Source organism: Methanosarcina sp. WH1 (assembly GCF_000970005.1).
GTDB lineage: Archaea > Halobacteriota > Methanosarcinia > Methanosarcinales > Methanosarcinaceae > Methanosarcina.
In genome coordinates this window covers 2,618,697-2,642,882 of record NZ_CP009504.1, presented here as the reverse complement: position 1 = coordinate 2,642,882, position 24,186 = coordinate 2,618,697, and the positions used below count along the sequence as shown (strand labels likewise).

The following is a 24,186-nucleotide window of genomic DNA, read 5'->3' as shown; positions in this document are numbered from 1 at the left end:
ACACCTGTTCAAGATAAATGATAAATTATGATATAATTCAAAATAAGTAAAAACAGGAGGGTTTTTTAAACCTTCCTGGGGTCGGTAATTTCTCCTGTGAGGGCTGATGCTCCTGCTGTTGCAGGGGAAGAAAGGTACACAAATGACTCTGCACTTCCTTCTCTACCCTTGAAGTTGCGGTTGGAGGTCGCAAGGCCAACTTCTCCCGGGCCGAGGAGGCCGAAAGAGCCGCCCATGCATGGTCCGCAGCAGGGAGATTCTACGATTGCTCCGGCATTCATGAGTTTTTCAATATATCCGGTTTTTAACAGTTTCATGTATTCTGTCCTTGAAGCAGGCACAACAAGAAGACGCACACCTTTTGCAATCGGTTCGTCACCCATAATATCCGCCATGAGCTTGATGTCTTCGAACCTGCCGTTTGTGCAGGATCCCATAAAGATCTGGTCAATTTTTGTGCCTTCTACTTCAGTTACCGGCTTTACGTTATCGACATTGTGAGGGCAGGCTATCTGGGGTTCAAGGTTAGAAACATCGTAATGCCTTATATCCAGATATTTAGCACCTTCATCAGACTTCCAGTAAGGATCAAGTTTGTAGCCTGGTATACGCTCTTTGAGGTATGCTTCGGTAACTTCATCTGCTTCAATGATTCCTGCCTTTCCTCCCATTTCGATTGCCATGTTGGACATGGTCATGCGCTCAGGGATTGAGAGGGAGCGAATTGTCGAACCAGCATACTCGGCAGCCATATACCTGGCGCCTTCTACTCCTACATCCCCAATAAGATGCAGGATAAGGTCTTTGGAGTAAACGCGCTTCGGCAGTTTACCTTCGACTTCAAAACGGAAGGTTTCAGGAACTTTGAACCAGAGTTTGCCTGTGGCAAAAACAGCTGCCATGTCAGTAGACCCTATGCCGGTAGAAAATGCCCCCAAAGACCCGTATGCACAGGTATGGGAGTCAGAACCTACAATCAGATCTCCGGGCAGCACATGCCCTTTTTCGGGAAGAACCTGGTGGCAAACTCCTTCATACACATCATAGTTTAAAATACCCTGCTCTTTTGCAAACTTCCTTAGCATAATATGGTTTTCTGCGGCATTAATTGAGTCTGCAGGGACCTGGTGATCGAATATGATTACTATTTTGCTGGGGTCCCATACTTTTTTTTCTTCTTCATCTCTCATGATTTCGTAAAAGCCCTGGACTGCCAGCGGACCTGTGATGTCGTGGGTCATTGCCAGGTCTATGTTTGCCAGTACAAAATCCCCGGCTTTCACGGGAGTTCCAGAGGCCTTCGAAAAGATCTTCTCCGAAACGGTCATCGGGAGATTGTCACTACCAGACATTCCGGTCATGGGGAATAACTGGCGCTTTCTAATAAATAAATTTAATTGATGATTCAGAAAGAAATAAAATTCAGGGCAGGAATAATAGAGTTTTTCCATCCAAGTTTCGCTTTAAGAGGACTAATTACATATCTTTCTGACTCAGACAACCTTATTCGCCTTATCCCTTCAGTGTCTCGGGTCGTTTGAGCCTGCTTGCTAATGATAGTTTTTAAATAAAACACTGTTTGCGCCGGGGATTCCGATCCTAAAATGTTAACTTTCTGCCCGAAAGCAATTCCAGAATTAAAAGAGGCAAAAAAGATCAGTAGTGGCGCAAACAAAAGGAATTATATTCTACCTGAAAAGCGCCTGTTTCGGGTTATAAATAACCTCCACGGATAATGAGCTGAGATAAAAGGCTAAAAGAAAAATCCAAAAGTAAAAAGAGCCTGAAATGTTTTCAGGCTTCGTCGTATCCGATTTCTTCTTTTGTGAGGTAGCAGGCAGGGTCGTCTGCCCAGATGTTTCCGTACACGGCTTCGGCTCGAACTCGGAAGTTTCCGTTGCATATGTCGAACCATTTGCAGTGGGCGCAGCGGTCAGCATTAACCTGGATAAGGGGTTTCCGGTTCTTGAGCCCGGCCATCAGTTCATCAGAAAGGTCTGTCCAGATCTCGCTGAAAGGTCTTTCGCGGACGTTTCCGAAGGAGTAGTGCCTCCAGAACTGGTCGGCGTGCACGGAGCCGTCCCAGGAAACGCAGCCGAAACCTATTCCTGAGGAGTTGCCCTGGTTCATGGAAAGGAGTTCAAACACTTCTGCTGCCCTTTCGGGATTTTCTTTTAGTAGCTTCAGGTAGATGTACGGGCCATCGCAGTGGTTGTCCACGGTCAGGACTTCCGCAGGGAAGCCTTTTTCGTGGAGGGCCTTTGTCCTCTCAGCAATCAGGTCCACAGCCTGTCTTGATTCTTCGAGGGAAAGGTCTTCATTCACCATCTTCGAACCTCTGCCTGCATAGACAAGGTGATAGAAGCAGATCCTGGGGATTTTTTCTTCTTCCAGGAGGTCAAATATCGCAGGGATGTCCATTACGTTCTGCTTGTTGATGGTAAAACGGAGTCCGACTTTTATGCCTTCTTCCTGGCAGTTATGCAGACCCCTTAGAGCTGCATCGAATGCTCCCTGCATGCCCCTGAACCTGTCATTTGTCTCTCTTATACCGTCAAGGGAGATTCCTACGTAAGAAAGCCCAACCTCTTTTAACTTTTTTGCAAGAGGTTTATCTATAAGAGTCCCGTTTGTTGAAATCACGGCTCTCATCCCTTTTTCTCTGGCATAGGCTGCAAGCTCCGGCAGGTCTTTTCGCATCGTGGGTTCGCCCCCGGAGAAGAGCATAACAGGAGAGCCAAAAGCTGCAAGGTCGTCGATAAGGGCTTTTCCTTCCTCGGTTGAAAGCTCATCTTTGAACTCCATGTCCTTTGCCTGGGCATAACAGTGGACGCATTTCAGGTTGCAGCGGCGGGTCATGTTCCAGACCACTACCGGTTTTTTATCTTTCGAAAACTGCAGAAGGTGAGAGGGAAGCCTCTTTGAATCCCTTCCATAGCGAAGGGCATCAGAAGGTTCCACGGTTCCGCAGTAAAGTTTTGAAATGCCTATCATATTGATCCGTCAAAATTGAGATTGTTTTCCAGAATTTTAAGTATTGTTTTTTGAACCGGCTTTTAGGGGTAAATTTTCAGGGGACTTTTATTTGCCGGTTTTTCAAAGCTCTTTTTTCATAGCTCTTTTTTCATAGCTCTTTTTTCATAGCCTTTATCAGAGCCTCGAAAGTGAACTCATCAGGGATTACGTCCGCATTGACCCCATGTTTTTTCAGGGTATTTCCCGTAGGAGTCCCGATTGCGCCTACAACAGCCCTGCTGAGAGTTTCTTTTATGGTCTCTCCTGCTCCCAGCTGTTCTGCATGCCTCATAAAACCTTTGACCATCATTGAGCTGGTAAAGGCAAAGGCATCCACTTCTCCTGCGAGGGTACGTTCTATGAGTTCTTTCTGGGCTGCACCTTCGGGGATGCTGAGGGTGTACACATGAGTCTCATATACGGTTGCTCCGCACTTTTCAAGGCCTTCTATCAAAACCTTGGCTCCAAAAACGCTCCTTGCAAGGTCAACTGTTTTTCCTTTTACTTCTGGGCAGAGAGCTTCTACAATTCCTGCGGAACTGTAATCTGCGGGCAGGAAAGAATCTTCAATCCCTATTTTTATAAGCTCTTTCTCCGTGTTCGGGCCGATTGCTATTACCCTGGTCTTTTTCAGGGCTGTGATGAAGTTTTCTTTCTCAGTTTCCGTGAGTTTTTCCAGTGTGAAAAGTATCCCGTTTGCGCTCGTAAAAACAACGTAATCCGAAGTTCCGTCAACAACCCTCTGAATGAAGGGCTCGAATCCTTCGTCTTTTATGCTTTCAAGCTTTATCATAGGAGCATAGATGGGTTCAAAGCCGCAGTCCCTGGCAATTATCTCGGATTTTTCCCTGTAGCTTTCAGGCCTCATGATCGCAAGCACGGGGATTTTTATTGTGTTTGATTCTTCAGTCATACTCTTACCTCTTAGAGCCTTTAAAATTCCTTTCCTGTGATCTGCTCGCCAAGAATCGCGTGAAGGTTGACAACGTCTCCTACTACCGTGATGGCAGGAGCCTTTACTTTTCGTTCTTCTGCCAGGTCTGCGATATCTGAAAGGGTTCCCACGGTTACCCGTTGGTCAGGTCGGGTTCCTTTCTCTATGACTGCAACAGGGGTTTTAGGGTCCTTTCCGTGCTTCATGAGCTCTTCAGTATTTCGCCTGAGCATCTTTACTCCCATAAAGATTACAATGGTCCCATTGAACTTTGCCAGGGTCTCCCAGTCCAGTCCGCTATCTTCCTTTGTGGGGTCCTCGTGTCCTGTTATGAAGGTGACCATCGACGTGCTCTCCCGGTGGGTTACGGGAATTCCGGCATATGCGGGCACTGCAATTGCAGAGGTTATCCCTGGCACGACTTCGAATTCTATGCCTTCTGCTACAAGCACCTCAGCTTCTTCTCCTCCCCTTCCGAAGACGTAGGGATCCCCTCCTTTTAACCGGACCACCATCTTGCCTTCCTTTGCCTTCTGCACAATAACTTTATTGATATCAGACTGGGTCATGGTATGGTTGCCCGCGTATTTTCCCACATCTATTTTCTCTGCACTTTCCGGCATTGAGCCCAGGATCACCTTTCCCGGGAGCTGGTCATAGATAATGACTTCAGCACTGTCAATCAGCCGGCGGGCTTTAAGGGTCAGAAGTTCAGGGTCGCCGGGACCAGAACCCACAAGATAAACTTTTCCGTAATTTCCTGACATATGACGACGGTTCCTTTTTCTTCTTTTACAATTGTTGATAGATAATTCTCTTCCTTCATTTCCTGATAGATGACACCTGATACCTGCAGGGGAATGTTCCATCACAGGATAACTTCTTCTGAAGGCGGAAAGTCATCTTCTTATGAGGGGAAGAGGTTTGATAGAAATGCAAATCTGTAGGGTTTAAAGAGCTTTTATAATAAATAGTATACCATCTTTATGCATATTTATTGCACAACATATATATATTAAACCTCATACTTATTTTCTATATCTCATGCCTATTTTGTATACTCCAGATGTTTGCTCATGGTTTGATTCTTAAAAGAGAATGTGTAAATTAAAGAGTATAGAGCAACTGGTAATTAATAAATACCTCTGATGTAATTAGTGAGTTCATTGTGATAATTTCATTGTCACCAGTTAGTAATTTCATCATAATCAGTGAGTTCATCATGCTTCGCATAACTTTTCTTGGCACTGGAGGGTCCCTCCCGACCCGTAACAGAAATCCGTCAGCAGTAATGGTCAATAGAGAAGGGGAACTTATACTCTTTGACTGTGGAGAAGGCACCCAGCAGCAGATGATGCGGGCAAAAACGGGGATGATGAGTCTGTCCTCCATTTTTGTCAGTCATTTTCATGCCGATCATTTTCTCGGAATTCCTGGCCTCATTCAAACTATGTCTTTTCTGGGCAGGAAAGAGCCGTTGACGATCTATGGTCCTGAAGGGACAAAAGAGTTTACCGAGCTCTTTAAGGCCCTTGGTTATTTTAACCTTAAATACGAAATCCGGGGTGTGAAACTGAGCCCAGGAGACACTGTAGAAGGGGAAAGCTATGTGATCCGGGCTTTAGAGACCGAACACAGCATCCCGAGTCTTGGCTATTCCCTTATCGAAAACCCCCGGCCCGGACGTTTTAACCGGGAAAAGGCAGTCGCGATTGGCGTCCCTCCTGGTCCCCTTTTTTCAAAACTGCAAAAAGGAAAGCCTGTAGAAGTGGGCGGAAAGGTTGTAAGGCCCGAAGAAGTAATGGGAATTCCCAGGCCTGGAAGGACAATTGTGTACAGCGGAGATACCAGGCCCTGTGAAGCCGTGTTGGAGGCGAGCAGGGATGCCGACCTCCTTATCCATGACGGCAGTTTCGCTGATGAGATGGCAGACTGGGCGGAAGAATCCATGCATTCGACAGCAGGTGAGGTTGCAGCCCTTGCAAAAGAAGCCGGAGTCAGGAAACTGGTCCTTACCCATATAAGTTCGCGTTATACTGATGATGTGGAGCCTATCCTGAGAGACTCAAAAAAAGTGTTTGAAAATGTTATTGTAGCCGATGACCTGATGGAACTTGAGATACCATACAGACCTGAGTGAACAGATCTAAATAATCAGATCTAAATAATCAGATCTAAATAATCAGATCTAAATAATCAGATCTAAATAATCAGATCTAAATAATCAGATCTAAATAATCAGATCTAAAATCAGATCTAACTAATCAGATCTAAAATCAGATCTAAAATCAGATCTAAATAATCAGATCTAAAATCAGATCTAAATAATCAGATCTAAAATCAGATCTAACTAATCAGATCTAAAATCAGATCTAAATAATCAGATCTGATTGAGCCTTACGATGCCTTTTACAGGGCGTTTTGCGGAAAAATTGAAGTTTTCCTTAAAATCAGGGTTTAAAAATTAGATTAAATTTCTCTACAGGATATTAATCTGTAGAAATAATCTTTATACAACAAAAATCAGGTTATTCAGACAAGCGTCCAGTCCAGGTCTTTATTTTCAGCGTCGTAGAGTGTAACTCTCATGGTTTTGTCTTCTATTTCATAGATCGGCCTGATACCGAGGAAGAATGTGTCTCCGGGGTTGATTTCTATTTCACCTTTGACCCTTCCGAAGTATACTCTACCTCTTGTGTCTTTTTCTTCAACTGTCACACCTTTCCAGGTTAGGTTCTGGATTACGCTTATAACCCTGCACTCAAAGCGATCGCTTTCACGTATTTCATTCATGAGAATCCCTTTTAAATCTTATTTAGGGTATGATTGAGATCTTACTCAATATGACTTTTGTCTAAGTTTTGCATTTTGATAAATGTCTCCTTATATTGGAGTATGCACTTATTATTTGAGAACTAAGACTTCTTATAAAGAATAATGATTTCTATACATTAATGATTTCCATACATTAATGATTTCCATACATTAATGATTTCCATACATTAATGATTTCCATACATTAATGATTTCAATACATTAATGATTTCAATACATTAATGATTTCTATACATTAATGATTTCCATACATTAATGATTTCTATACATTAATGATTTCCATACATTAATGATTTCTATACATTAATGATTTCCATACATAAAACTATCCCAGAGGCCCGTAGTTTCTAATTTTCTTAGCTCCGAAAACCCGTTTTTTATAAATGAATGTCTGATCAAAAAAGTTATTGGATATCATGGAGTCTTTTGTTAACACCAAAAACGACTCCATATATGGGATGAACACAACCAATTTATTATTTCTGAGTGGGAGTGAAGCAAGGTGTTGATTTCTGGTAAATTGGGCAAAATTTGAGGCAGGCTTCTGGTATAATATCGACATCTTTTAGGTAAGATGATTCCTTAGGAAGGATTCATTAAGAATATATAACACATGCGTCTTCGGTTAAGGAATTTTTTTGCCTGTATGCTATCGATTTTAGAGCAAAAATTAATCTCAAATTTCGAACACCGAAACTAAAATCGATATCCTGTTCCAACTTCAGATCTATATATGTTTTCGAGATATATCACAGAAATAGGGCAATTTATCATGATTCTCTCTTAACCGAAGACGCATGGAATATAACACATATAGAACGCGGAGAAGAGCCTGAAGACGACCTGTTCTCAAAAAATAAAGTAATTAATTACCCTGATCTCAGGGGTAGTTCACATTTGACTATCAAGATCTATAGGATGATAATCTATATAGGTATATTTTTCTTGATCATTCCAGGATTCTGCGACTCCCAATCCCAGGGCAGCTGCATAAGATTGAACAAGACCTGTCGCCTGTGGACCTGCTTCTCTTCTTATATAATCCACCATGACCGAGTCTGTTGCTACCGGATCGACTCCAAAGAAAAGAGTTTCTGGTGGCTTGTTTCCAAATGACTTCCATAAAGTAGGGGGACCATAATTTATATCAGGATTGCCCATTATGCCGTCCCCTACAATTAGCCTTGTTTTATCTCTAAAAACTGAATTATTGTTGATATCTGCCAAAAGTTTTGCAAAAGGCTCCGCTTTATGCGCAGGACAATCTCCAAGCGCATTAGCAGTATAATGAACACTTCCAAAATTATTTTTTAGACCCAAAGTCACTCTTCCAACATTTGAATATCCATGTCCTTTTAGCTGAGGCATATTAATTATATAGGTTGCATCAGCAAATACTTGAGCAGGTCTTATTTTTTCATCATATGTTGTGCTTGTTGATGCATATACCGAGCTATCAGAAACATAACCGGTTACATAAACATTTGGCCTTCCTTCAATATATGCACCACAATTTTGATTTATATAATATTGCACTCCCTTATCTTCTATTCTTTCTCTAAACTGGTCATGCACAGGTCTTGATGGATCAGTTATCCATATTTTATCTGAAGGTACACCAATAGACTTCAATCCTCTTATTACTGAATTTACAACTGCGGCATAATTGAGCATGTTTATATTTGAATTATCATCATAATAAAATCCACTCGATGAAAAATACCAATTATTATTAAAATTCATTTTTATTGCAACTGATTGTCCATTCTCATATGGGATTATTTTTCTCCATCCATCTTGGGGAGATGTTGTTCCGGTCAATTCCATTATTCCAATATCTACCATTTTATCGATTTCAGTTTGATTAATGTAGTTATTCGGATTTCCCTCTCCTTCCCAGGTAGAAGAATTCGAATCATGAACCGTTACAACTCTATGAGGAGACGGTAAATCATATGCAGCAGGAATTGTTGCATATTCACTTTGAGTTCCCAGGTTTACTTGCTCAGATGGGGATAGAACTTTTCCTTCTAATCCAGGTCCAACTGGAGAATTTATTGGCATGCTACTATAGTAATCAATTGCTAAAAAGACTCCAAATATAGCAGCTATTATTGTTATAAATAATAATGATCTACTTAATTTAGAATCGTGGGCGAAAAAAGTTTGAATTTTCTTCATATATATAAAAAGTGGAGATGATATTATTGCAAGTATTACAAATGTACTTAGACTAGCAGCAGCAGCTTTTTGACAAGGATAAACAATTCTTGATGGTTTTGTTCCGGACTTATATAGTAACCAAAAAAAGCTTGCAAGAGCCATGAATACAAAACTGTTTTCTATTTTATGCCACAAATGCTTTATCCTATATTTAACAGGAATTTTTCCTGAATGACTGAAGTTATGAGAATGAGATATATCATTAGAATTATGAGAATGATTATTTTTACTCTCTTTCATATATGTCGTCCACCATTATGTCATCTACCATTACATTAGTGATGTTTTAAAATTCCTAAATGTGAATATAGATACACACAGCATTTGATTTTTCTAAATTATTTTGTTTACACGTCTTTGTTTTTAGATTAATAAATTTAAATTTTGCTCATGGTTGAACATATATAGAGATAGCAAAGATGTTAATAAACCTTGTAGAATAAATTATCCTTACAATTAATAATTTAAGAATATCAGGGCAATTTAATGGCATGTGATGAATTTTTTTTATAGCTTCGCACGTAAATGTTTACACTTAATTCATTAACCTTCAGAAGGAAACCCCTGAGTCTCTAGCTCAGGGGTAGTTGATGTCATATTCTAATTATCAACGCCCTCGATAGCCACAGAAAACACGAAAAGACTGTAACATCAGTCCCAAATTTAACAATAAGGTGAAAGTTCCCTTCCTCTGCAGGCTTTAGCTCGACAGGTGGGGTACTTCGTGTGCAATCTTCGTAATCCTTTTAGGGTCATCTATTTCTCCATACTCGAATTGCAATTATCAACGCTCCAACTCCATAACTAATTATCCAGGCATACCCGATTCCTAAAATTCCAAGAGTGGGTATAAGCAGATATGAAAATCCTATTAATAAAACGCAAATTATTCCACTGAGTACTGTAATTTCTTTAGTATCCTTCTGAATCCTCTTTATCGCAAAGTAGACATTATTCACTACCACAAAAAAACTCGCAAAAATCATTAGTTTTAAAACACCTAAACCCCCTGCAACATAATCTTGCCCTATAAATCCAAGTATCCAGTCCCCATATAAATAGAGAAATAATGCAATTGGGATTAGAAGCAAAAATATAATGATCAATGCTCGAATAACAGTTTTCTTTAATGATTGACCATTACTTCCTTCAACAAATAATGATGTACTGATCGAATCTGGAATCATAAATAACAAAAGCACAATCCCATATACAATGTAGTAATAAGCTGCCTGCTCAACCAAATGCATATTCAGGATGATGATTGGTAATAACATAGTAGGAACAGTCATAAACAGACCTGTAAGATAGTTCCCTGCAGAAAAATTAAAACTATCAGTCAAATATTTATTATCTACTTCTAGTTTTGGATTTATTCCGGACTTTATAATTAACACTAAAGCAACAATAAATGCAAAAAAGAATGAAGCACCTACCGCATAGAAAATTCCAATTGCTCCTAGAGATATGAATAACATTAAGAATAATACTCTGGAGCCCACAATCAGATTCATATACAGTTGAAATTCTGCTTCTCTTATTGCAACAAAAGCGATGCCCGCCATAAATATCACAGAGCTTGAAGCAAGTGATATAAAGTAAAAAAGTGCATATAGTGGGGATCTTAATATAATGAGTTCTGGTGATAAAAAATGCACATCTGCTATAAATATTGAACCAAAGATTAATGCAACAAATGTTGGAATAACTGTAGATGTGTTGAAAACCCTACATTTGTCATGTGTGGGAAAAAAACGGATAATTGAATAATCAAGGCCAAGTCTTGATAAATAAACAATTAATGTCATCGAAGATATAATTCCAGTTGCAATTCCTACATCACTTGCAGAATAATATTTTGCTGCCAGCATCCAAAAAATGAATCCAAAACCTGCAGTAGAAATACATGAAAGCATGAGAAAAAAGGCATTTTTGAATAACGGATCATGAATAAAGTTTATATAATGTATTTTATTTTGAAGGTTTGAAATCATTGTCAAAACTCTTTTATGTTTATCTGAATAAATCTATACTCTAAATCGGATTTTCCACAGATGTCTCTGTAATTCTCTGTAATTTTGAGATCTGTGTATAATCCATTATTTTCTACACTTCCCCTGTTGCCCCTACAAAAATGTAGAAATATTTCCGTTATTATTGAAAGTATAGTTCATTTTTATCTGTATGAAATAAAATGTTTCCACCGTTATTGTAAATATTATTCATTTCCTCAAAATGATCTTTATAATCTGATGTTTTTAGTACAGTTTGTTCATCTATAATTATTGAATTTTCTACCGTGTTGTGCTGGATCAAAAATAAATATTCTCCATTATTTATCGGCTTTATTCCACGTAATACTTCTGTGAAAAGTACTCTATTAGCCATCACCATATTCTCAAATATTTTTTTTCTTCCGTAATCAACATTATAACATCTATGTATCTCTGAAGTTCCTTCATGAGTTATGAAATGGTTGTAAAGACACCAATCTAAATATATGTGTTTCCCGGAATTATGCGTCACAAACCAATTAGTGGCATCTATAGTAGAGTCTAGACGATAAGGCCAATATAAAAGCCATTTTCCTGTACCATCACTTTCTTGAATAGCCAATCTATCCATTTGACGGTTAATAGAATAATCCACGGTTGTTCCCGAGACTGTATTTATAATATTCGACGAAATCCCCGAACCAAAAATAAAGAACACAAATAAAAAAATCGAAAAAATAGTTAATGTTTTATTATGATCCAACTTTAATGGTTTTAAAAAGAATAAAAACGAATATATACACAATGGAGAAGCAAAGATCAATACCATAGAAAGCAATCTACCATTTCCCATAGAATGGGGTAATATTTGGGTAACCAAAATAAGTATCGAAGATATAGATAATATCCCATATTCTGTCCGATTTACGAGTATTTTTTTTTGTGTATATAATAAAATACCACTAAATAATAAGAATATTATAACTATATTGAAATATTTTGCAACATCGAGAGAATATGAGTTAGTTGAAAATAATAATTTCAGCGTATAGTTATCACTTGGTTGTAGGAACTTAGATAAATTACTGAACACATCTAAAATAAGCCTTCCTATCCAGATGACGTTACTTGCTGAAGATGTACCTACATACCAGAAAATAAGAAGAGCGGTATATAGTATATATGTATTTAATTTGATAATTTGATCTATTTTAAAAATTTTCATTAATACTTCATATATTGTAAGAGTAATTAAAAAGAAATAGGCTGCGCCATAATGTGAAGCTACGATTGGAAATAAACAAAACGGAAGTAGAATTTTCTTTTTAATTAATTCTATATCGCTATATACCAATAACAAAAAGAGGGTTATAAATAACAAAGCAAAAGCTGTTCTTTGAGCATACATTACCCATTCTTGTGTATAATAAAATGGCATAAATATATATAAAAACGAAGAAAGAAAAGCCACTTTACAACCATGAAATTTAGAATGAATTTGATACATTCCTACGGGTATAAAAGCCATTACAATCCAACTAATTATCTGAACTCCCCAAATAATTCCTATACCCATCAGTTTGGAAAAAACAGGAAGCATAAGAGAAGTAGTTAATAAAGAATTATTTGGTTCATAAGGAAATAACGGATCCCATATACCTGCAGTGTAGACAATTTCTGGGAGGAATGTTTCATAAAATGATTTTCCAGCATAAGAGAGGTTAGTGTGTATTAATAATGAAAAAGAAACCGCCCAAATTATCAAAGGGTAATATTTATCTTTTAACCTTAAACTCATAAATGGAATTCCGGATATCGTAATCAGAACCAACAACAGTAAATAACTTACACCTTGATATTTAAGACTAATACTGCCAAATATAGAAAAAATAGGAATAAATAATATAGCAATAACCTTTAAATTCAAGTTATCTAATCGATCAAAGGTAATAAATGTACAACCTTTCCATTTTGACAATAAAATAAGAACAAATGTTGTAATGTTATAATATACAGTCAAATATATTTCGGATATTGGATTTTCAATGTTTAAAATAATTGCAATTATATTTTCAAATAAGGCTGATATCGTAACAAATGATAAGCTTAAGCCAAAAGAGAATATGATCAAGTCTATAAATTTTAGATTAATTTTTAAAATACTGAGAATTAAAAGTCCTGGAATAAAGGCTAAATATATAAAAACTACAATATGTCTTAGTATTGGAATGTTGATAATTGGAATGCTAATGCCCATAATATCAGCACATATCAAACCCAAGGCTGCGAATTGAATTGATAAGGCAATACTTGTAATATTGATTTTCACTTTGTTATATTCTGTCATAATAAATTCCTAGGTCATACCCCGTTAATTTTTTTAGAATATTTTTGAAAGGAACGTAAGCATTTTAAATTATATACCCCATCGTTTGTTTCAAATCTTCATTCATCTTTTCTTTCTTTTTTTCTGTAATGCCTGTTCTGCTTGTCCATCCGTTTTCATATATCGGAGATAAGAGCATTTTTTGCTTATGTTTTTCAATAATTTCGGAGGTAGAACATATTACTTTAGCTGGATTTCCAGCCGCAACACAATTATCAGGAATATCTGATGTTACTATGCTACCAGCCCCAATGATAACATTATTTCCAATATTAACATGTGGAAGTATGATGCTATTTATGCCAATAAAAGTCTCTTCACCAATGCTGACTCTTCCTATTTTTGAATACCCTGTGTGTAATTTAGTGCTTCCGTCGTGAGCTAAAACGACTACTCCTTTAGCCAAAGAGCTATTTTTTCCAATAGAGATTAGCCAGGGATATTCAGGATCTAATACTACATTCGGACCAATAAACACATTTTTTTCGAACATAAGTTTTTTTTTGAGGATTAAATCATTAGCTCTTTTTTTTAAAAAATAGAAAACTATTGGAAATATACCAAAATATGTTTTAGTCTTCATTCTATCCCTCAGCAATTATTAGGAATGAGTTTCTTATATTCCCCTATTGTTTTTTGTGCTATTCCTTCCCATGACATATTTTTTTTCATAAACTCATATGCTGCATTGCCCATACTATTCTTTAACTTTTTATTTAATAAGACATTTAATAGTGAATCAGCTAGACTTTGTGAATCCTTAGGCGGTACGATAAAACCTGTAACACCATCTAAAACAACTTCAGAAAGGCTTCCTACGTCTGTTGCAACGACTGGTTTTTTAAACGCATAAGCTATTGGAATTATTCCTGTTTGTGATGCTTCGATATAAGGCAAAACGACAACTGAAGATTTCCGAAATAATTCAGAAACCTTTTCATCCGGGATATATTCATTGATTATTTCAAAGTGATTTTTATTATCTATCATATTTTCATACTGAGAAAAATCACCATTACCAGCAATGATTATTCTGAAATTTGATGTTTTTGAGGAGATCAGAGGTTCTGCTTTTATTAGATAGTCTATTCCTTTGTATTCAAGTATTCTACCAAAAAATAGAATTGTGTTTTCTTCTTCATTAATTTCTTTCTGATTTATTGAACTAAAAAATGAAAAATCTCCAATGGGTATAACAGAGATTTTTGAATCTAAAATTCCTCTCTTTATTAAATCTAACTTTAGCCTTTCACCATGAACAAAATCCAAATCCGCAAATTTAGAAGTAATTAATGTACTCATATCAAAAATGAAATTTTTTTGGTCAGAGTGTAACTGAACGTCATGAACTGTAGCTACAACAGGAGCCATTTTTTTTAAGACTGGCAATAAAGGAACTATAAAAGGATGTACCATACTGGTATGTATAATATCGGGCTTTATTTCCAAAAGATACTTAATCATCAAATCAATTCGATATCCATGTATACTAATAGAGGGAATTTTTTTCAAAATGACACGGTTGTCAAAGAGATTTTCATTGATACCTTTTGGAGCGATTAAATAAATAGTACATTCAGTACTAAAGTTAGCTAGAGAATTGCAAAGCTGTGATACATAATGTACCATTCCCCCTTTATTTATCAACAATATGAAACATATTTTTATACAAACCACCCCAAAATTAGTCTACAGTCCTAATTTTTGCAATTTTGAGAATAGTTCCAGGTTTAAGATATACATACTTAGAATACTTCGAATGAATCTGAAAATCATACTTCATAAATTTAATACCTCCTTTATTGGAGAAAATGTGAAATTTTTGAGTAAATTTTCAAGTTTACTAAAGGCCGAATTAACCCCATAATAGGTAATAAAACGAGAAATTAAAGGAAGTGGAACCTTTTGTGTATCAGAATACATCTCCCAGGGATGCATATAGATAACCACGGATCTTTTCGTGTTTACCCGATTTATAGCAGATCTTAAAAAAGAAATTGGAAGAAGTCTAAGATAAAATCCGCCTGCAATGGGGATATTTATTCCAAATTTTATAACGCTCAAAGGATACTCTATTATCGGGCCATCTGGATCATGCACAGTAATATCGTCTTTAGAAGGACAGTACGAAAATACTGGCGCATCCGGGACTCCATATAAATTTGTCTTCACCGGAAAAACACTGGAATCATACTTATAACCATTTTTAACCAGTATATCTAAAGCCCATTTATTCGTATTGTCGATTGAAAAAGTCGGAGCCCTGAATCCAAGTGGAGATTTTCCAGTAATTGATTTCAAAATGCTGTTAGTCTTTTCAATTTCATATTCAAATTTTTTCATTCCAAGCTCATGAAGAGTCTTATGGGAATATGAATGGGAGCCGATTTCGTGACCCTTTTTGGAGATTTCTATTATTAACTCGGGATATTTTTCTGCTAATTTCCCCAGAACAAAAAATGTGGCTTTCGTATCATATTTATCTAGCAAGTCAAGTAAAGGATATACAGCTTCTATTACTTGGTCTTCTTTTTCATCAGGTGCAAATCTACAAACGAGTTCTGCAGTGTACCAATACTCCAGATCGAAACTTAGTGCGTTAATCATGCTTAGTACCCCCCACGAAATGACTTAGGCATTTTTTCACACTGTACTAACCTATTTTCACAAACATGTTTGTCAATTTAAGTCCAGAATTATTATGGGCAACCTATATTATTTTTGTAATATGTTTTTGGCTTGATTCAATTGGTTTTTTTTGGAATGAATTTTCCTCATATTTCTGTCAAACGTATAACGCTGCTAAAGCAAATCCAAAAGGTGGTCACTACTAATCACTCAAGTTTCTTTAGAACTCTAGCCGGACAGCCAACTACAACTGTATAGGGTTCTACGTTTTTCATAACAACACTCCCAGCTCCAACAACACTATGTTCCCCAATTGTAATTCCTGCAAGAATTATACTACCAGGTGCAATCCAGGCCCCACTTTTTATAGTTACAGGTTTTACTTCCCTTGGATAGTACTTTTTTTTTAGATATGGGGAACAGGTTGGATTCGAATGTGCAAAGATCATTGTTCCCATTCCGATACCGACGTAATCTTCGATTGTAATTAATTCCGGGTATAGATCATCGATATTGACACCAGGCCCCAAAAATACATGTTTTCCAATTTTTACGCCCCTCATCCGCTGGAGTTTTACCGATATTCCAAAATGAGGACAAATTTTAGCTATTGTCTGCAATATCCAGTTAATTGCATAACGAAAATAAAATTTAATTACACCGAATGAGCCGGTGTAACCATAATACTCCATAACTTCCCTCAGGTTAATTTCTTCAGGGTTTTCCATTCGTGTGTTAAATTCCTCAGAGTATTCCATTCAGATTCCTGTTCCCCTATTTCTGTATTCAAAAACCATTATCTTGAGATTCAATTTCTTTTTGAATTGATACTATTTGATAAATCATCTTGGAAATCGCATGAAGTATAATCCCGGTAAACACCATAAAAATCCCAACAAACATTATCAAAATCATCAATAAAGTCGATCCAGAGCTCAAACTTTCTCCAGAATAAAAATCCTGTAAAAACTTCGTTCCCATAAACAATCCAGCGGTAGTTGACATCATTCCCGGAATCGTGAAATAATATAAAGGTCTCCTGATCTCCATATCCTTTAGAATCTGGAGCATCACCTGCAGACCGTGTGCAAACGGATTCTGGCTTGAACACTGCTCAAGATCATATCTGCAATGAATCTCAACTTCTACAAAGTTAAGGTTATGATCTCTCGTATAAAGCAGAATTTCAGAGCCTGCAGACATATCATCTCCCTTAAGCCAGATATTCTCAATCGCTTTTTTTCCATAAGCTCGAAAACCGCTCTGGGAGTCTGTAACATAGATCCCACCTGCAAAGTATGTGGCAATGTCTAGAATTTTCATGCCGATTTTTCTGTAGGTTGGCACGTTTTTCCCATTACCTTTTATGAACCGGGAGCCGATTACGAGATCTGCACCATCTTTTAAGGGTTCCAGTAACTGAGGAATCTCATCCGGATTATGCTGCCCATCAGAGTCTATTATTACCATTGCATCTGCATGAAATTCACGAGCTAATTTGAAACAGGATTTAAGAGCCGCACCATATCCCTTATTTACCTCATGCCTCACTACATATCCTCCCACAGACTCTGCAATTTCTGCAGTGTTATCCGAACTTCCATCGTCCACCACGATAACTTTATCAACATATTTTTTGCAACCCAGAATTACTTCTGTGATCACGTGGCTCTCATTATACGCAGGCATTGCGGCAATTGTAAGAGTCAAATGCAAAACTCCATTTCTTAGATGATAATTGCTCTAAATTCTTAGCCAACAGAATTGGTCTGGTCTTCAAAGTCGCATTGCAGTATATTTATAAAGAATCAGGGTATAGAAAAGCACAACAGAACAAATTATCCTTAAGTCTAGTAGTCATAGAAAAAATTGACTATTTAAGGAGGGACTGAGGATTTCCTTTTGTGAATATTTTGATAAACTTCTATTTTTAAAAACGCCATCAATAATAATATTCTCATTTTAAGGTTTGCCTGTAGAATACAGACTATATGCAATAGTGACAATAGTTTCTAAATACATTTTCTCTAACAGTTTTATAGATATCATTCCTTTTTATTAAACATTGTATATTAAACAGGTGACAAAACACAATTAGTAAAATATTCAGTAAAAAAAGTTACCTGCCGAATATATATTTTAACAGAGTAGTTTGTTATGCCCCATCCAGTAAAAGAGTAGTTTGTTATGCCCTATCCAGTTGCACATATTTTGTTCTTTGTATTCGGTATCAGCGCAGTAGCTGTGTATGCTATTGTCAGATCAATTTATCACAGAGAAGCTTCTTTTGAAGGTTCAATGCATTTACTGTTGCTATTATTTGTAGGCAGTTTATGTGCGCTGTTTCCAGACATCATGGTTGTTTATAATTTGCTCGTAAATGGCACTATTGAACACTGCTGGATTGGCTCTGTCCCAACCCATTCACTTCTATTCAGTTTTTCTGCAATCCTGTTCGGAACACTTATAGGATATATGGCATATGGGAAAGTTAGTAAGGCAATATATCTAGGTCTTTTTGGTGAAGCTGCTTTCTTTTCTCATCTATTGCTGGATGATGCTTGTGGTGCCAATTGTACTTACTTCTATCCAATATATAATGAGAGAGTCGCCTTATTTTCATTGATGAACATAAATTTTCAGGAAACTGGACTTCTTCATTATCTGATAATATCTTTTGTATCTGTTTCTTTCATTTGCTTTTTTATAATGATGGCATTATTTTCCTTAAATAAATTTGGCTTTGAGTTCAAATACAGATTCAAAGAATGATGTATAGGAGAGGTACCTGGAAATATCTCCTGGAAAAGGGATAAAAAGGCACTTTCTCTTAAAGTTTTATACATACAGATGTGTTGGGTCCGGAGTGAAATCTTTCTTGCTCAATCTTTCAAGGGCTTTTTCAAAGTCTTTACCACTGACAATTTCCCTATCTTCTATGATTGCCTGATGAAGGGCGGTTTTAAGGATTTTTTCGACAATGTCCCTGCCTGAAAGCCCTTTAGCTTTCTTTGCAAGTGTCTGGAAATCAAATTCCTCTACCTTCAGAGGGAACGTCTTCACATTTGATTCCAGTATATGAATGATTTCTTTTTCCTCCGGAAGGACAAACTCAATCTCTTCTTCAAACCTGCTTCTCACAGCAGAGTCCAGGGAATTGACACGGTTTGTTGAACAGATGGTACAGACTCCGTCGCGTTCAACTATACCATCCATTTCTGTCAGAAGGGCATTTACGATCTCGCTGACGTCTCCTCTGAGCTCCTGAAATCGCCTGTCCAGGGCAATGGCATCAAGTTCGTCAATGAAGATTATACAGGGAGACATCTCTTCTGCCCGGTCATAGAGTTGATGGATCTGACGGGCTCCGTCTCCGACATATTCCCCTATTAGCTGGGTAGCCTTGACCGGAATGATCGGCACATCGGTCTTGCTTGCAAGGGCTTTTGCAAGCATGGTTTTTCCAGTGCCGGAGGGTCCAAAGAACAGAATGTTTCTTGGTGCCCATTTCCCAAAACGTTCGGGCTCTTCCAGGAAGCGTTCGATTAGCCTGCATTTCTGTTTTGCAAGTTTCTGTCCTATCACATCTTCAAATCTAACATCACTTTTTATCTCTTCAGAGGAAGAAATTCCATTTTCCTCTTCGGTTACGATAATTGATGTTGAGTTCCCTATCAGGGATTCTGCAGGTTCCACATCTATAATGCGGTATGCAAAGTCAGGAAACATTCTCCTGTCAAAGAGATAATCTCCTTTGCGGGCAACATATCCGTTCCATTGTTCCCGTGCATAGAATTCAAAAACATCCCTGTTTTCAATAACAGGATATTCTTCCATCATGCCGCTTAGAGGATATCCTTCAGGCTTCAGAATAAGAAGTTCGGATGTGGATTTCCCGAACTCGGTAGTGTTCTCGTGAATTTTTTTCGCGTTCACTCTTTGTGAGATCGGTCGCACTTTGTTATCAACTCGAATACTTTTCTATACCTTATAGTAACCTGAAGAGCTAATAAAATTAACCCTATGAACCATTCTGGATATTCGATTACGAAAGCCTCATCCTGACTACGCAGAAATAAACCCGGTTACTGAAAATCATTCATGAAAGACATTATTTCCCTGCCGTTTATTTATATAATACAGTCTGACTTCAGGTAACCATATATATTCATATATTTAATGTAATGTACAGATGTGTATGTCCTAAAGGATTTTTTTCCCTGTATGTAAAATATTTATAGGAGTAGGAAATAAGAGTTTATTGTTTAAAATTTGCTTGAACAACCGTTTATGCAGGCTTTGAATAATATTTCTTTGAGTAAACAGGTTTCCATAATGGATTATTTAGCAAATCCCTTAAGTCTATTCATTTGAAGTACAAGTCAACTACCCCTGAGATAAAGACTCAGAGGTTTTATGCTAAGGGTTTATGAAGTTGATCAAAGGGAAAGCTAATATATTAAAGTATTAATATAAATATTTTAATTATCTAATTATAATTATTCTCACGAATAGTTATAAGCTAGCAATTATTTACCAGTGTGTTACCAATTAATCTATTTGTATGGTAATACTGTGTATGTAATATAGAAATCTAAATAATGTAAAAAATCTTAAGCATCTAACTAAGTTAGTTCTAGAGTATGATTTATATGTTTACTATGGAGAATACGGACGGTTTCGACCAAAAAACTCTTGACAAGATGAACGCTGAAGTCAAAAAGACTATGAACAAGCACGACCCAAAGTCGAAAGATTATAAGAAAATCTGCGAACAGGTTGAAGACCAGGTCTTCGACAAGTACTGTTCTGAGGTGTTCAGACCCTCTCTTAAACTTTAAATCTTGCCGCTGGATAATACTTATCCCGGTAAGTTTTTTATTTTTCGATTTTAACTCTTTTTGCCAGGTTTTTATTTATATTGAGAACTTTTTTATATCCCTGTTACTTATTTTCAACCATGGTTTATTGGAAAAATAGGGCTATAGGTTCCCTTCTGGTTGTGCTTTTACTTGTTTATTCCGCAGGTGCGGCTTCCGGTGCGGGTAACGTTACAGCAGCTGAAACTTTTACGACTTCTTTTAATTCCAGTGCGGAGAACGACCTTTTTTCGGAATTAAGTGCGCAGATGGAGCTTTATAACGAGAATTTTGATAATGTCCCCTCACTTGTTAAACGGCTTGTGGCAAGTGAAGAGGTTGCGGGAAGAATTGAACTTGAGAGTGGTGAGATGCTCTACGTAACTGCACTTATGAGGGGTGGGGAAGTAGGAGATTTTTACAGGTATGACACTCCCAATGATCCAAATTCAAAGTTTGGTCCTTCCATAACTGTAGAATCCGACGAAGAGACTATAAGAGAGATACTTGATTCGGATGATCCTTTAAGAAAAGCTGTAGAGCAGATGAATGAAGGCTCTCTTGATGTAGAAGTGGAAGGTTTCTTCCGAAAAACAGTGTTCTGGAGCATAAAGCAGCTTTATTCCTGAACCCGATAGAATTGATTCAAATAAAATCTGTAAATTCAAATAAAATATATAAATTCAAATAAAATATATAAATTCAAAAAAGAAATCTCGGGATTCCCCTTCCTATGCCGCCAGGGAAAAGGAGGGGGTCCTGCTTCGTTTTCTGACTTTGATACCGGGATCAGTGTTTTACTACTTCTCCGGGAAGGGTGACTCTTCCTTTTTGTATTATCACGCCTATATTTATGCTCGTATTGATGCCTGTATGCACATCATCTCCCATAATCACACCGAGTTTTCTTCTGCCGGAGTCAAGAATCCTGCCTTTCAGCATTACCTTTATGTTCTTCCCGTCGTGACGGAGGTTTGCAACCTTCGTACCGGCTCCAAAATTACAGCGGTTCCCGATGACGCTGTCCCCTACGTAACTCAGGTGTCCGATATGAGTGCCTTCCATGACAATTGTGTTTTTTAACTCCACGGCGTTTCCTATCCTTACACTGTTGCCTATTGCAGTTGAAGGGCGAATAAAACAGTTGGGTCCTATATCGCAGTTATTACCTATTATTACAGGCCCTTCGATATAGGAACCGTTCCGGATGAGGGTACCTTTCCCGATTGCAACTTCCCCTTTTATGGTTGCATTTGGTTCCACGGTACCTTCGCAGCTGCCCTTGAGGTCTTTTAAAAGGTGTTCGTTTGCTTTCAGGAGGTCCCAGGGATATCCGATGTCAATCCACCTGCCTTCGAGGGAGCTGTAGCCCACAGGTGCCCCGCTGTCGATCAGCATCTGGATGGAGTCTGTAATCTCAAGTTCTCTTCTCACAGAGGGCTGGGTTTTGTCAATGAAATCAAAAATGGACTCTCTGAATAGGTAAACCCCGGCATTTGCAAGATTGGTCGGGGGGGTTTTCGGCTTTTCAATTATCCTGACCACTTTATCATTTTCGGTCTCAAGCACTCCGAAATCCGAGGGGTTTTCTACCTCTTTTACGCAGATGATAGCCTCTTCTTTTCTTGAAACCAGGGATTTTAAGTCCTCCTGTCCTATGAGCATGTCTCCGTTAAGTACGAGGAATGCTCCTTCAACGTACTCTCTGGCATAACCTATAGCATCTGCAGTCCCAAGCTGCTTTTTTTGCTGCACATATTCAATGCTCACCCCCCATTTGCTTCCGTCCCCGAAATGAGCTTTTATTTGTTCTTCCAGGTATCCCGTAATGAAGACAAAACCCTCGATTCCTGCTTCTACGGCTGCGTTCAGGATATGTTCAAGTATCGGTTTGTTTGCAACCCGAAGCATTACTTTCGGGCAGTCGGAGGTGAGAGGTTCCATCCTTGTGCCTTTGCCTGCCACAAGGACAACTGCTTTCATTTAAGCGCCTCCTTCACTATTTTTTCTGCCATGTCGTATATCTCCTCTACGTTTTTCCGGGCTTCTGCCGTAATTCTTACTTTTGCCTCCGTACCCGAGGGGCGGACCAGCACCCAGCCGTTTTTGAGTTCCACGCGGATCCCGTCAATGTCAAGGATTTTCCCAAGGGGTTCAAGCCTTGTTTTTACCTTTTCCATGAACTCTGCTTTCTTTTCGTTTGCACATGGAAGAGCACCCCTTTTTGTAGCGTAAACAGGAAGTTCCGCCCTGAGCTCACTTAACTTCTTTTCTCTGACAATCTCAACAAGCTTTGCAGCTGCATAGATCCCATCAGGGCAATAGGAAATCTTCGGGAAAATCCAGCTGCCTGAAGGCTCTCCACCGTAGATGGCTCCGTACTGCTTTATGCCCTCTGCAACATAGACATCCCCAACTCTTGTCCTTATGATTTCAGAACCTACAAGATAATCACCCACCATCATGGAGGTGTCCACAGGCACGACAACAGCTTCTTTTTCGTCTCCGCACTCAAAACGCCCGAAGATTGCAAGCAGTTCGTCTCCGGAGACGAAGTTGCCTTTTTCATCGACTGCCATCATCCTGTCTGCATCTCCGTCATGGGCTATTCCGAGGTCGGCTTCGAAAGCCACAACTGCTTTTTTAAGCATTGAAAGGTTCTGGTCGTTAGGCTCAGGGTTCCTTGCCGGGAAGTGCCCGTCAGGCTGGGAATTCAGGGTTATTACCTGACAGCCAAGCTCCTGCAGGAGATAAGGAGTGATTGTGCTTCCCGCTCCGCATCCACAGTCGAGAACCACGCGCAGCTTTGATTTCCCTACGAGCCCCTCGATCATATCCATGTGGTCCCGAATGGCGTTTTCGTCTTCAGCAATTTTCCCCATAAGGTCCCAGGTAGCCCGCGAAAAGTTTTCTTTCTCTATAGCTTCTTCAACCTCTTCCTGCTGGGCTGAGTCAAAAGCCATGCCGTCAGGGTTCCATAACTTAATCCCCACATACTCTGAGGGGTTGTGGGAGGCTGTAACCATTACTCCGCACTCATATTTTCTGGCCGCATATGCCAGAGTCGGGGTAGTTACCATGCCCACCTTTGTAACATCACAGCCTGCAGCAGTCAGCCCGGCGACCAGGGCGTGCTCTATCATAGGCGCCGAAGTTCTGGGGTCCCTCCCGATAACCGCAGTTTTTTTCTGGTTTCCCAGCACAAGCCCTACCTGCAGTGCAAGTTCGGGTGTAACTTCTTTATTAACTATGCCTCTAATTCCTGAAGATCCAAAGAGTTTCATAAATCTTACTCCATATTTCATGAAGTTC

Annotated in this window: 20 protein-coding genes; 4 read left to right on the top strand and 16 right to left on the bottom strand. The window is 38.4% G+C overall.

Annotated elements, in window-relative coordinates:
* Positions 1 to 65: 65 nt before the first annotated feature.
* The 4 genes from MSWH1_RS11575 to cobA form a co-directional block, all read right to left on the bottom strand.
* A complete protein-coding gene (locus tag MSWH1_RS11575; protein WP_048128705.1) occupies positions 66 to 1,328 on the bottom strand; it encodes a 3-isopropylmalate dehydratase large subunit in 1,263 nt (420 codons plus the stop codon).
* Positions 1,329 to 1,794: 466 nt separating this feature from the next.
* Entirely contained in the window at positions 1,795 to 2,994 is a 1,200-nt protein-coding gene (gene ahbC / locus MSWH1_RS11565; protein ID WP_048128695.1) for a 12,18-didecarboxysiroheme deacetylase, read from the bottom strand.
* Positions 2,995 to 3,124: 130 nt separating this feature from the next.
* Positions 3,125 to 3,928 carry a uroporphyrinogen-III synthase gene (locus MSWH1_RS11560; protein ID WP_048128693.1) on the bottom strand — a complete coding sequence of 268 codons (804 nt, stop codon included), beginning with the start codon at positions 3,926 to 3,928 and terminating at the stop codon, positions 3,125 to 3,127.
* A 20-nt stretch (positions 3,929 to 3,948) separates the two neighbouring features.
* On the bottom strand, positions 3,949 to 4,716 hold the full coding sequence (cobA, locus tag MSWH1_RS11555; RefSeq protein WP_048128691.1) for a uroporphyrinogen-III C-methyltransferase: 768 nt from the start codon (positions 4,714 to 4,716) through the stop codon (positions 3,949 to 3,951).
* A 455-nt stretch (positions 4,717 to 5,171) separates the two neighbouring features.
* Between cobA and rnz the strand changes: the two genes are divergently transcribed.
* Positions 5,172 to 6,089, top strand: coding sequence for a ribonuclease Z (gene rnz / locus MSWH1_RS11550; protein WP_048128686.1), 918 nt, complete (start codon positions 5,172 to 5,174; stop codon positions 6,087 to 6,089).
* Positions 6,090 to 6,481: 392 nt separating this feature from the next.
* On the opposite strand, the gene MSWH1_RS11545 is transcribed toward rnz, so the two are convergent.
* The 9 genes from MSWH1_RS11545 to MSWH1_RS11500 all read right to left on the bottom strand — a co-directional run bounded on the left by MSWH1_RS11545 (position 6,482) and on the right by MSWH1_RS11500 (position 17,725).
* The gene (locus MSWH1_RS11545; RefSeq protein WP_048128685.1) at positions 6,482 to 6,742 is read right to left on the bottom strand and encodes a hypothetical protein; all 261 of its coding nucleotides are present in this window, start codon (positions 6,740 to 6,742) and stop codon (positions 6,482 to 6,484) included.
* A 933-nt stretch (positions 6,743 to 7,675) separates the two neighbouring features.
* Positions 7,676 to 9,247: a DUF362 domain-containing protein gene (locus MSWH1_RS11535; RefSeq protein ID WP_048128681.1), complete on the bottom strand. Its 1,572-nt coding sequence runs from the start codon at positions 9,245 to 9,247 to the stop codon at positions 7,676 to 7,678.
* Between the two features lie 512 nt (positions 9,248 to 9,759).
* Positions 9,760 to 11,001, bottom strand: a complete 1,242-nt coding sequence (locus MSWH1_RS11530; protein WP_048128677.1) for a polysaccharide biosynthesis C-terminal domain-containing protein — start codon at positions 10,999 to 11,001, stop codon at positions 9,760 to 9,762.
* A 160-nt stretch (positions 11,002 to 11,161) separates the two neighbouring features.
* Complete coding sequence (locus tag MSWH1_RS11525; protein ID WP_048128675.1) at positions 11,162 to 13,348, bottom strand: DUF2206 domain-containing protein; 2,187 nt, start codon at positions 13,346 to 13,348, stop codon at positions 11,162 to 11,164.
* Positions 13,349 to 13,412: 64 nt separating this feature from the next.
* Positions 13,413 to 13,970: a DapH/DapD/GlmU-related protein gene (locus tag MSWH1_RS11520; RefSeq protein WP_048128674.1), complete on the bottom strand. Its 558-nt coding sequence runs from the start codon at positions 13,968 to 13,970 to the stop codon at positions 13,413 to 13,415.
* A gap of 8 nt (positions 13,971 to 13,978) precedes the next feature.
* Positions 13,979 to 15,064 (bottom strand): glycosyltransferase family 4 protein, encoded by a 1,086-nt coding sequence (locus tag MSWH1_RS11515; protein WP_255350463.1) that lies wholly within the window; start codon positions 15,062 to 15,064, stop codon positions 13,979 to 13,981.
* Between the two features lie 102 nt (positions 15,065 to 15,166).
* Positions 15,167 to 15,994 carry a polysaccharide deacetylase family protein gene (locus tag MSWH1_RS11510; RefSeq protein WP_048128671.1) on the bottom strand — a complete coding sequence of 276 codons (828 nt, stop codon included), beginning with the start codon at positions 15,992 to 15,994 and terminating at the stop codon, positions 15,167 to 15,169.
* Between the two features lie 227 nt (positions 15,995 to 16,221).
* The gene (locus MSWH1_RS11505; protein ID WP_082088122.1) at positions 16,222 to 16,773 is read right to left on the bottom strand and encodes an acetyltransferase; all 552 of its coding nucleotides are present in this window, start codon (positions 16,771 to 16,773) and stop codon (positions 16,222 to 16,224) included.
* A gap of 28 nt (positions 16,774 to 16,801) precedes the next feature.
* Positions 16,802 to 17,725 (bottom strand): glycosyltransferase family 2 protein, encoded by a 924-nt coding sequence (locus MSWH1_RS11500; protein ID WP_048128669.1) that lies wholly within the window; start codon positions 17,723 to 17,725, stop codon positions 16,802 to 16,804.
* 477 nt (positions 17,726 to 18,202) lie between these two features.
* Between MSWH1_RS11500 and MSWH1_RS11495 the strand changes: the two genes are divergently transcribed.
* Positions 18,203 to 18,787 carry a metal-dependent hydrolase gene (locus MSWH1_RS11495; RefSeq protein ID WP_048128665.1) on the top strand — a complete coding sequence of 195 codons (585 nt, stop codon included), beginning with the start codon at positions 18,203 to 18,205 and terminating at the stop codon, positions 18,785 to 18,787.
* A gap of 66 nt (positions 18,788 to 18,853) precedes the next feature.
* Here MSWH1_RS11495 and MSWH1_RS11490 read toward each other — a convergent pair whose 3' ends face one another.
* The gene (locus MSWH1_RS11490) at positions 18,854 to 19,972 is read right to left on the bottom strand and encodes an AAA family ATPase (protein ID WP_048128663.1); all 1,119 of its coding nucleotides are present in this window, start codon (positions 19,970 to 19,972) and stop codon (positions 18,854 to 18,856) included.
* Positions 19,973 to 20,667: 695 nt separating this feature from the next.
* On the opposite strand from MSWH1_RS11490, the gene MSWH1_RS11485 reads away from it, so the two are divergent.
* Positions 20,668 to 20,856, top strand: coding sequence for a hypothetical protein (locus tag MSWH1_RS11485; RefSeq protein WP_048128661.1), 189 nt, complete (start codon positions 20,668 to 20,670; stop codon positions 20,854 to 20,856).
* A 119-nt stretch (positions 20,857 to 20,975) separates the two neighbouring features.
* Positions 20,976 to 21,503, top strand: a complete 528-nt coding sequence (locus MSWH1_RS11480) for a hypothetical protein (protein ID WP_048128658.1) — start codon at positions 20,976 to 20,978, stop codon at positions 21,501 to 21,503.
* 160 nt (positions 21,504 to 21,663) lie between these two features.
* On the opposite strand, the gene glmU is transcribed toward MSWH1_RS11480, so the two are convergent.
* Positions 21,664 to 22,857 carry a bifunctional sugar-1-phosphate nucleotidylyltransferase/acetyltransferase gene (gene glmU / locus MSWH1_RS11475; protein WP_048128656.1) on the bottom strand — a complete coding sequence of 398 codons (1,194 nt, stop codon included), beginning with the start codon at positions 22,855 to 22,857 and terminating at the stop codon, positions 21,664 to 21,666.
* Positions 22,854 to 24,158 (bottom strand): phosphoglucosamine mutase, encoded by a 1,305-nt coding sequence (glmM, locus tag MSWH1_RS11470; RefSeq protein WP_048128654.1) that lies wholly within the window; start codon positions 24,156 to 24,158, stop codon positions 22,854 to 22,856. The genes glmU and glmM overlap by 4 nt, the downstream gene beginning before the upstream one ends.
* Between the last annotated feature and the right edge of the window lie 28 nt (positions 24,159 to 24,186).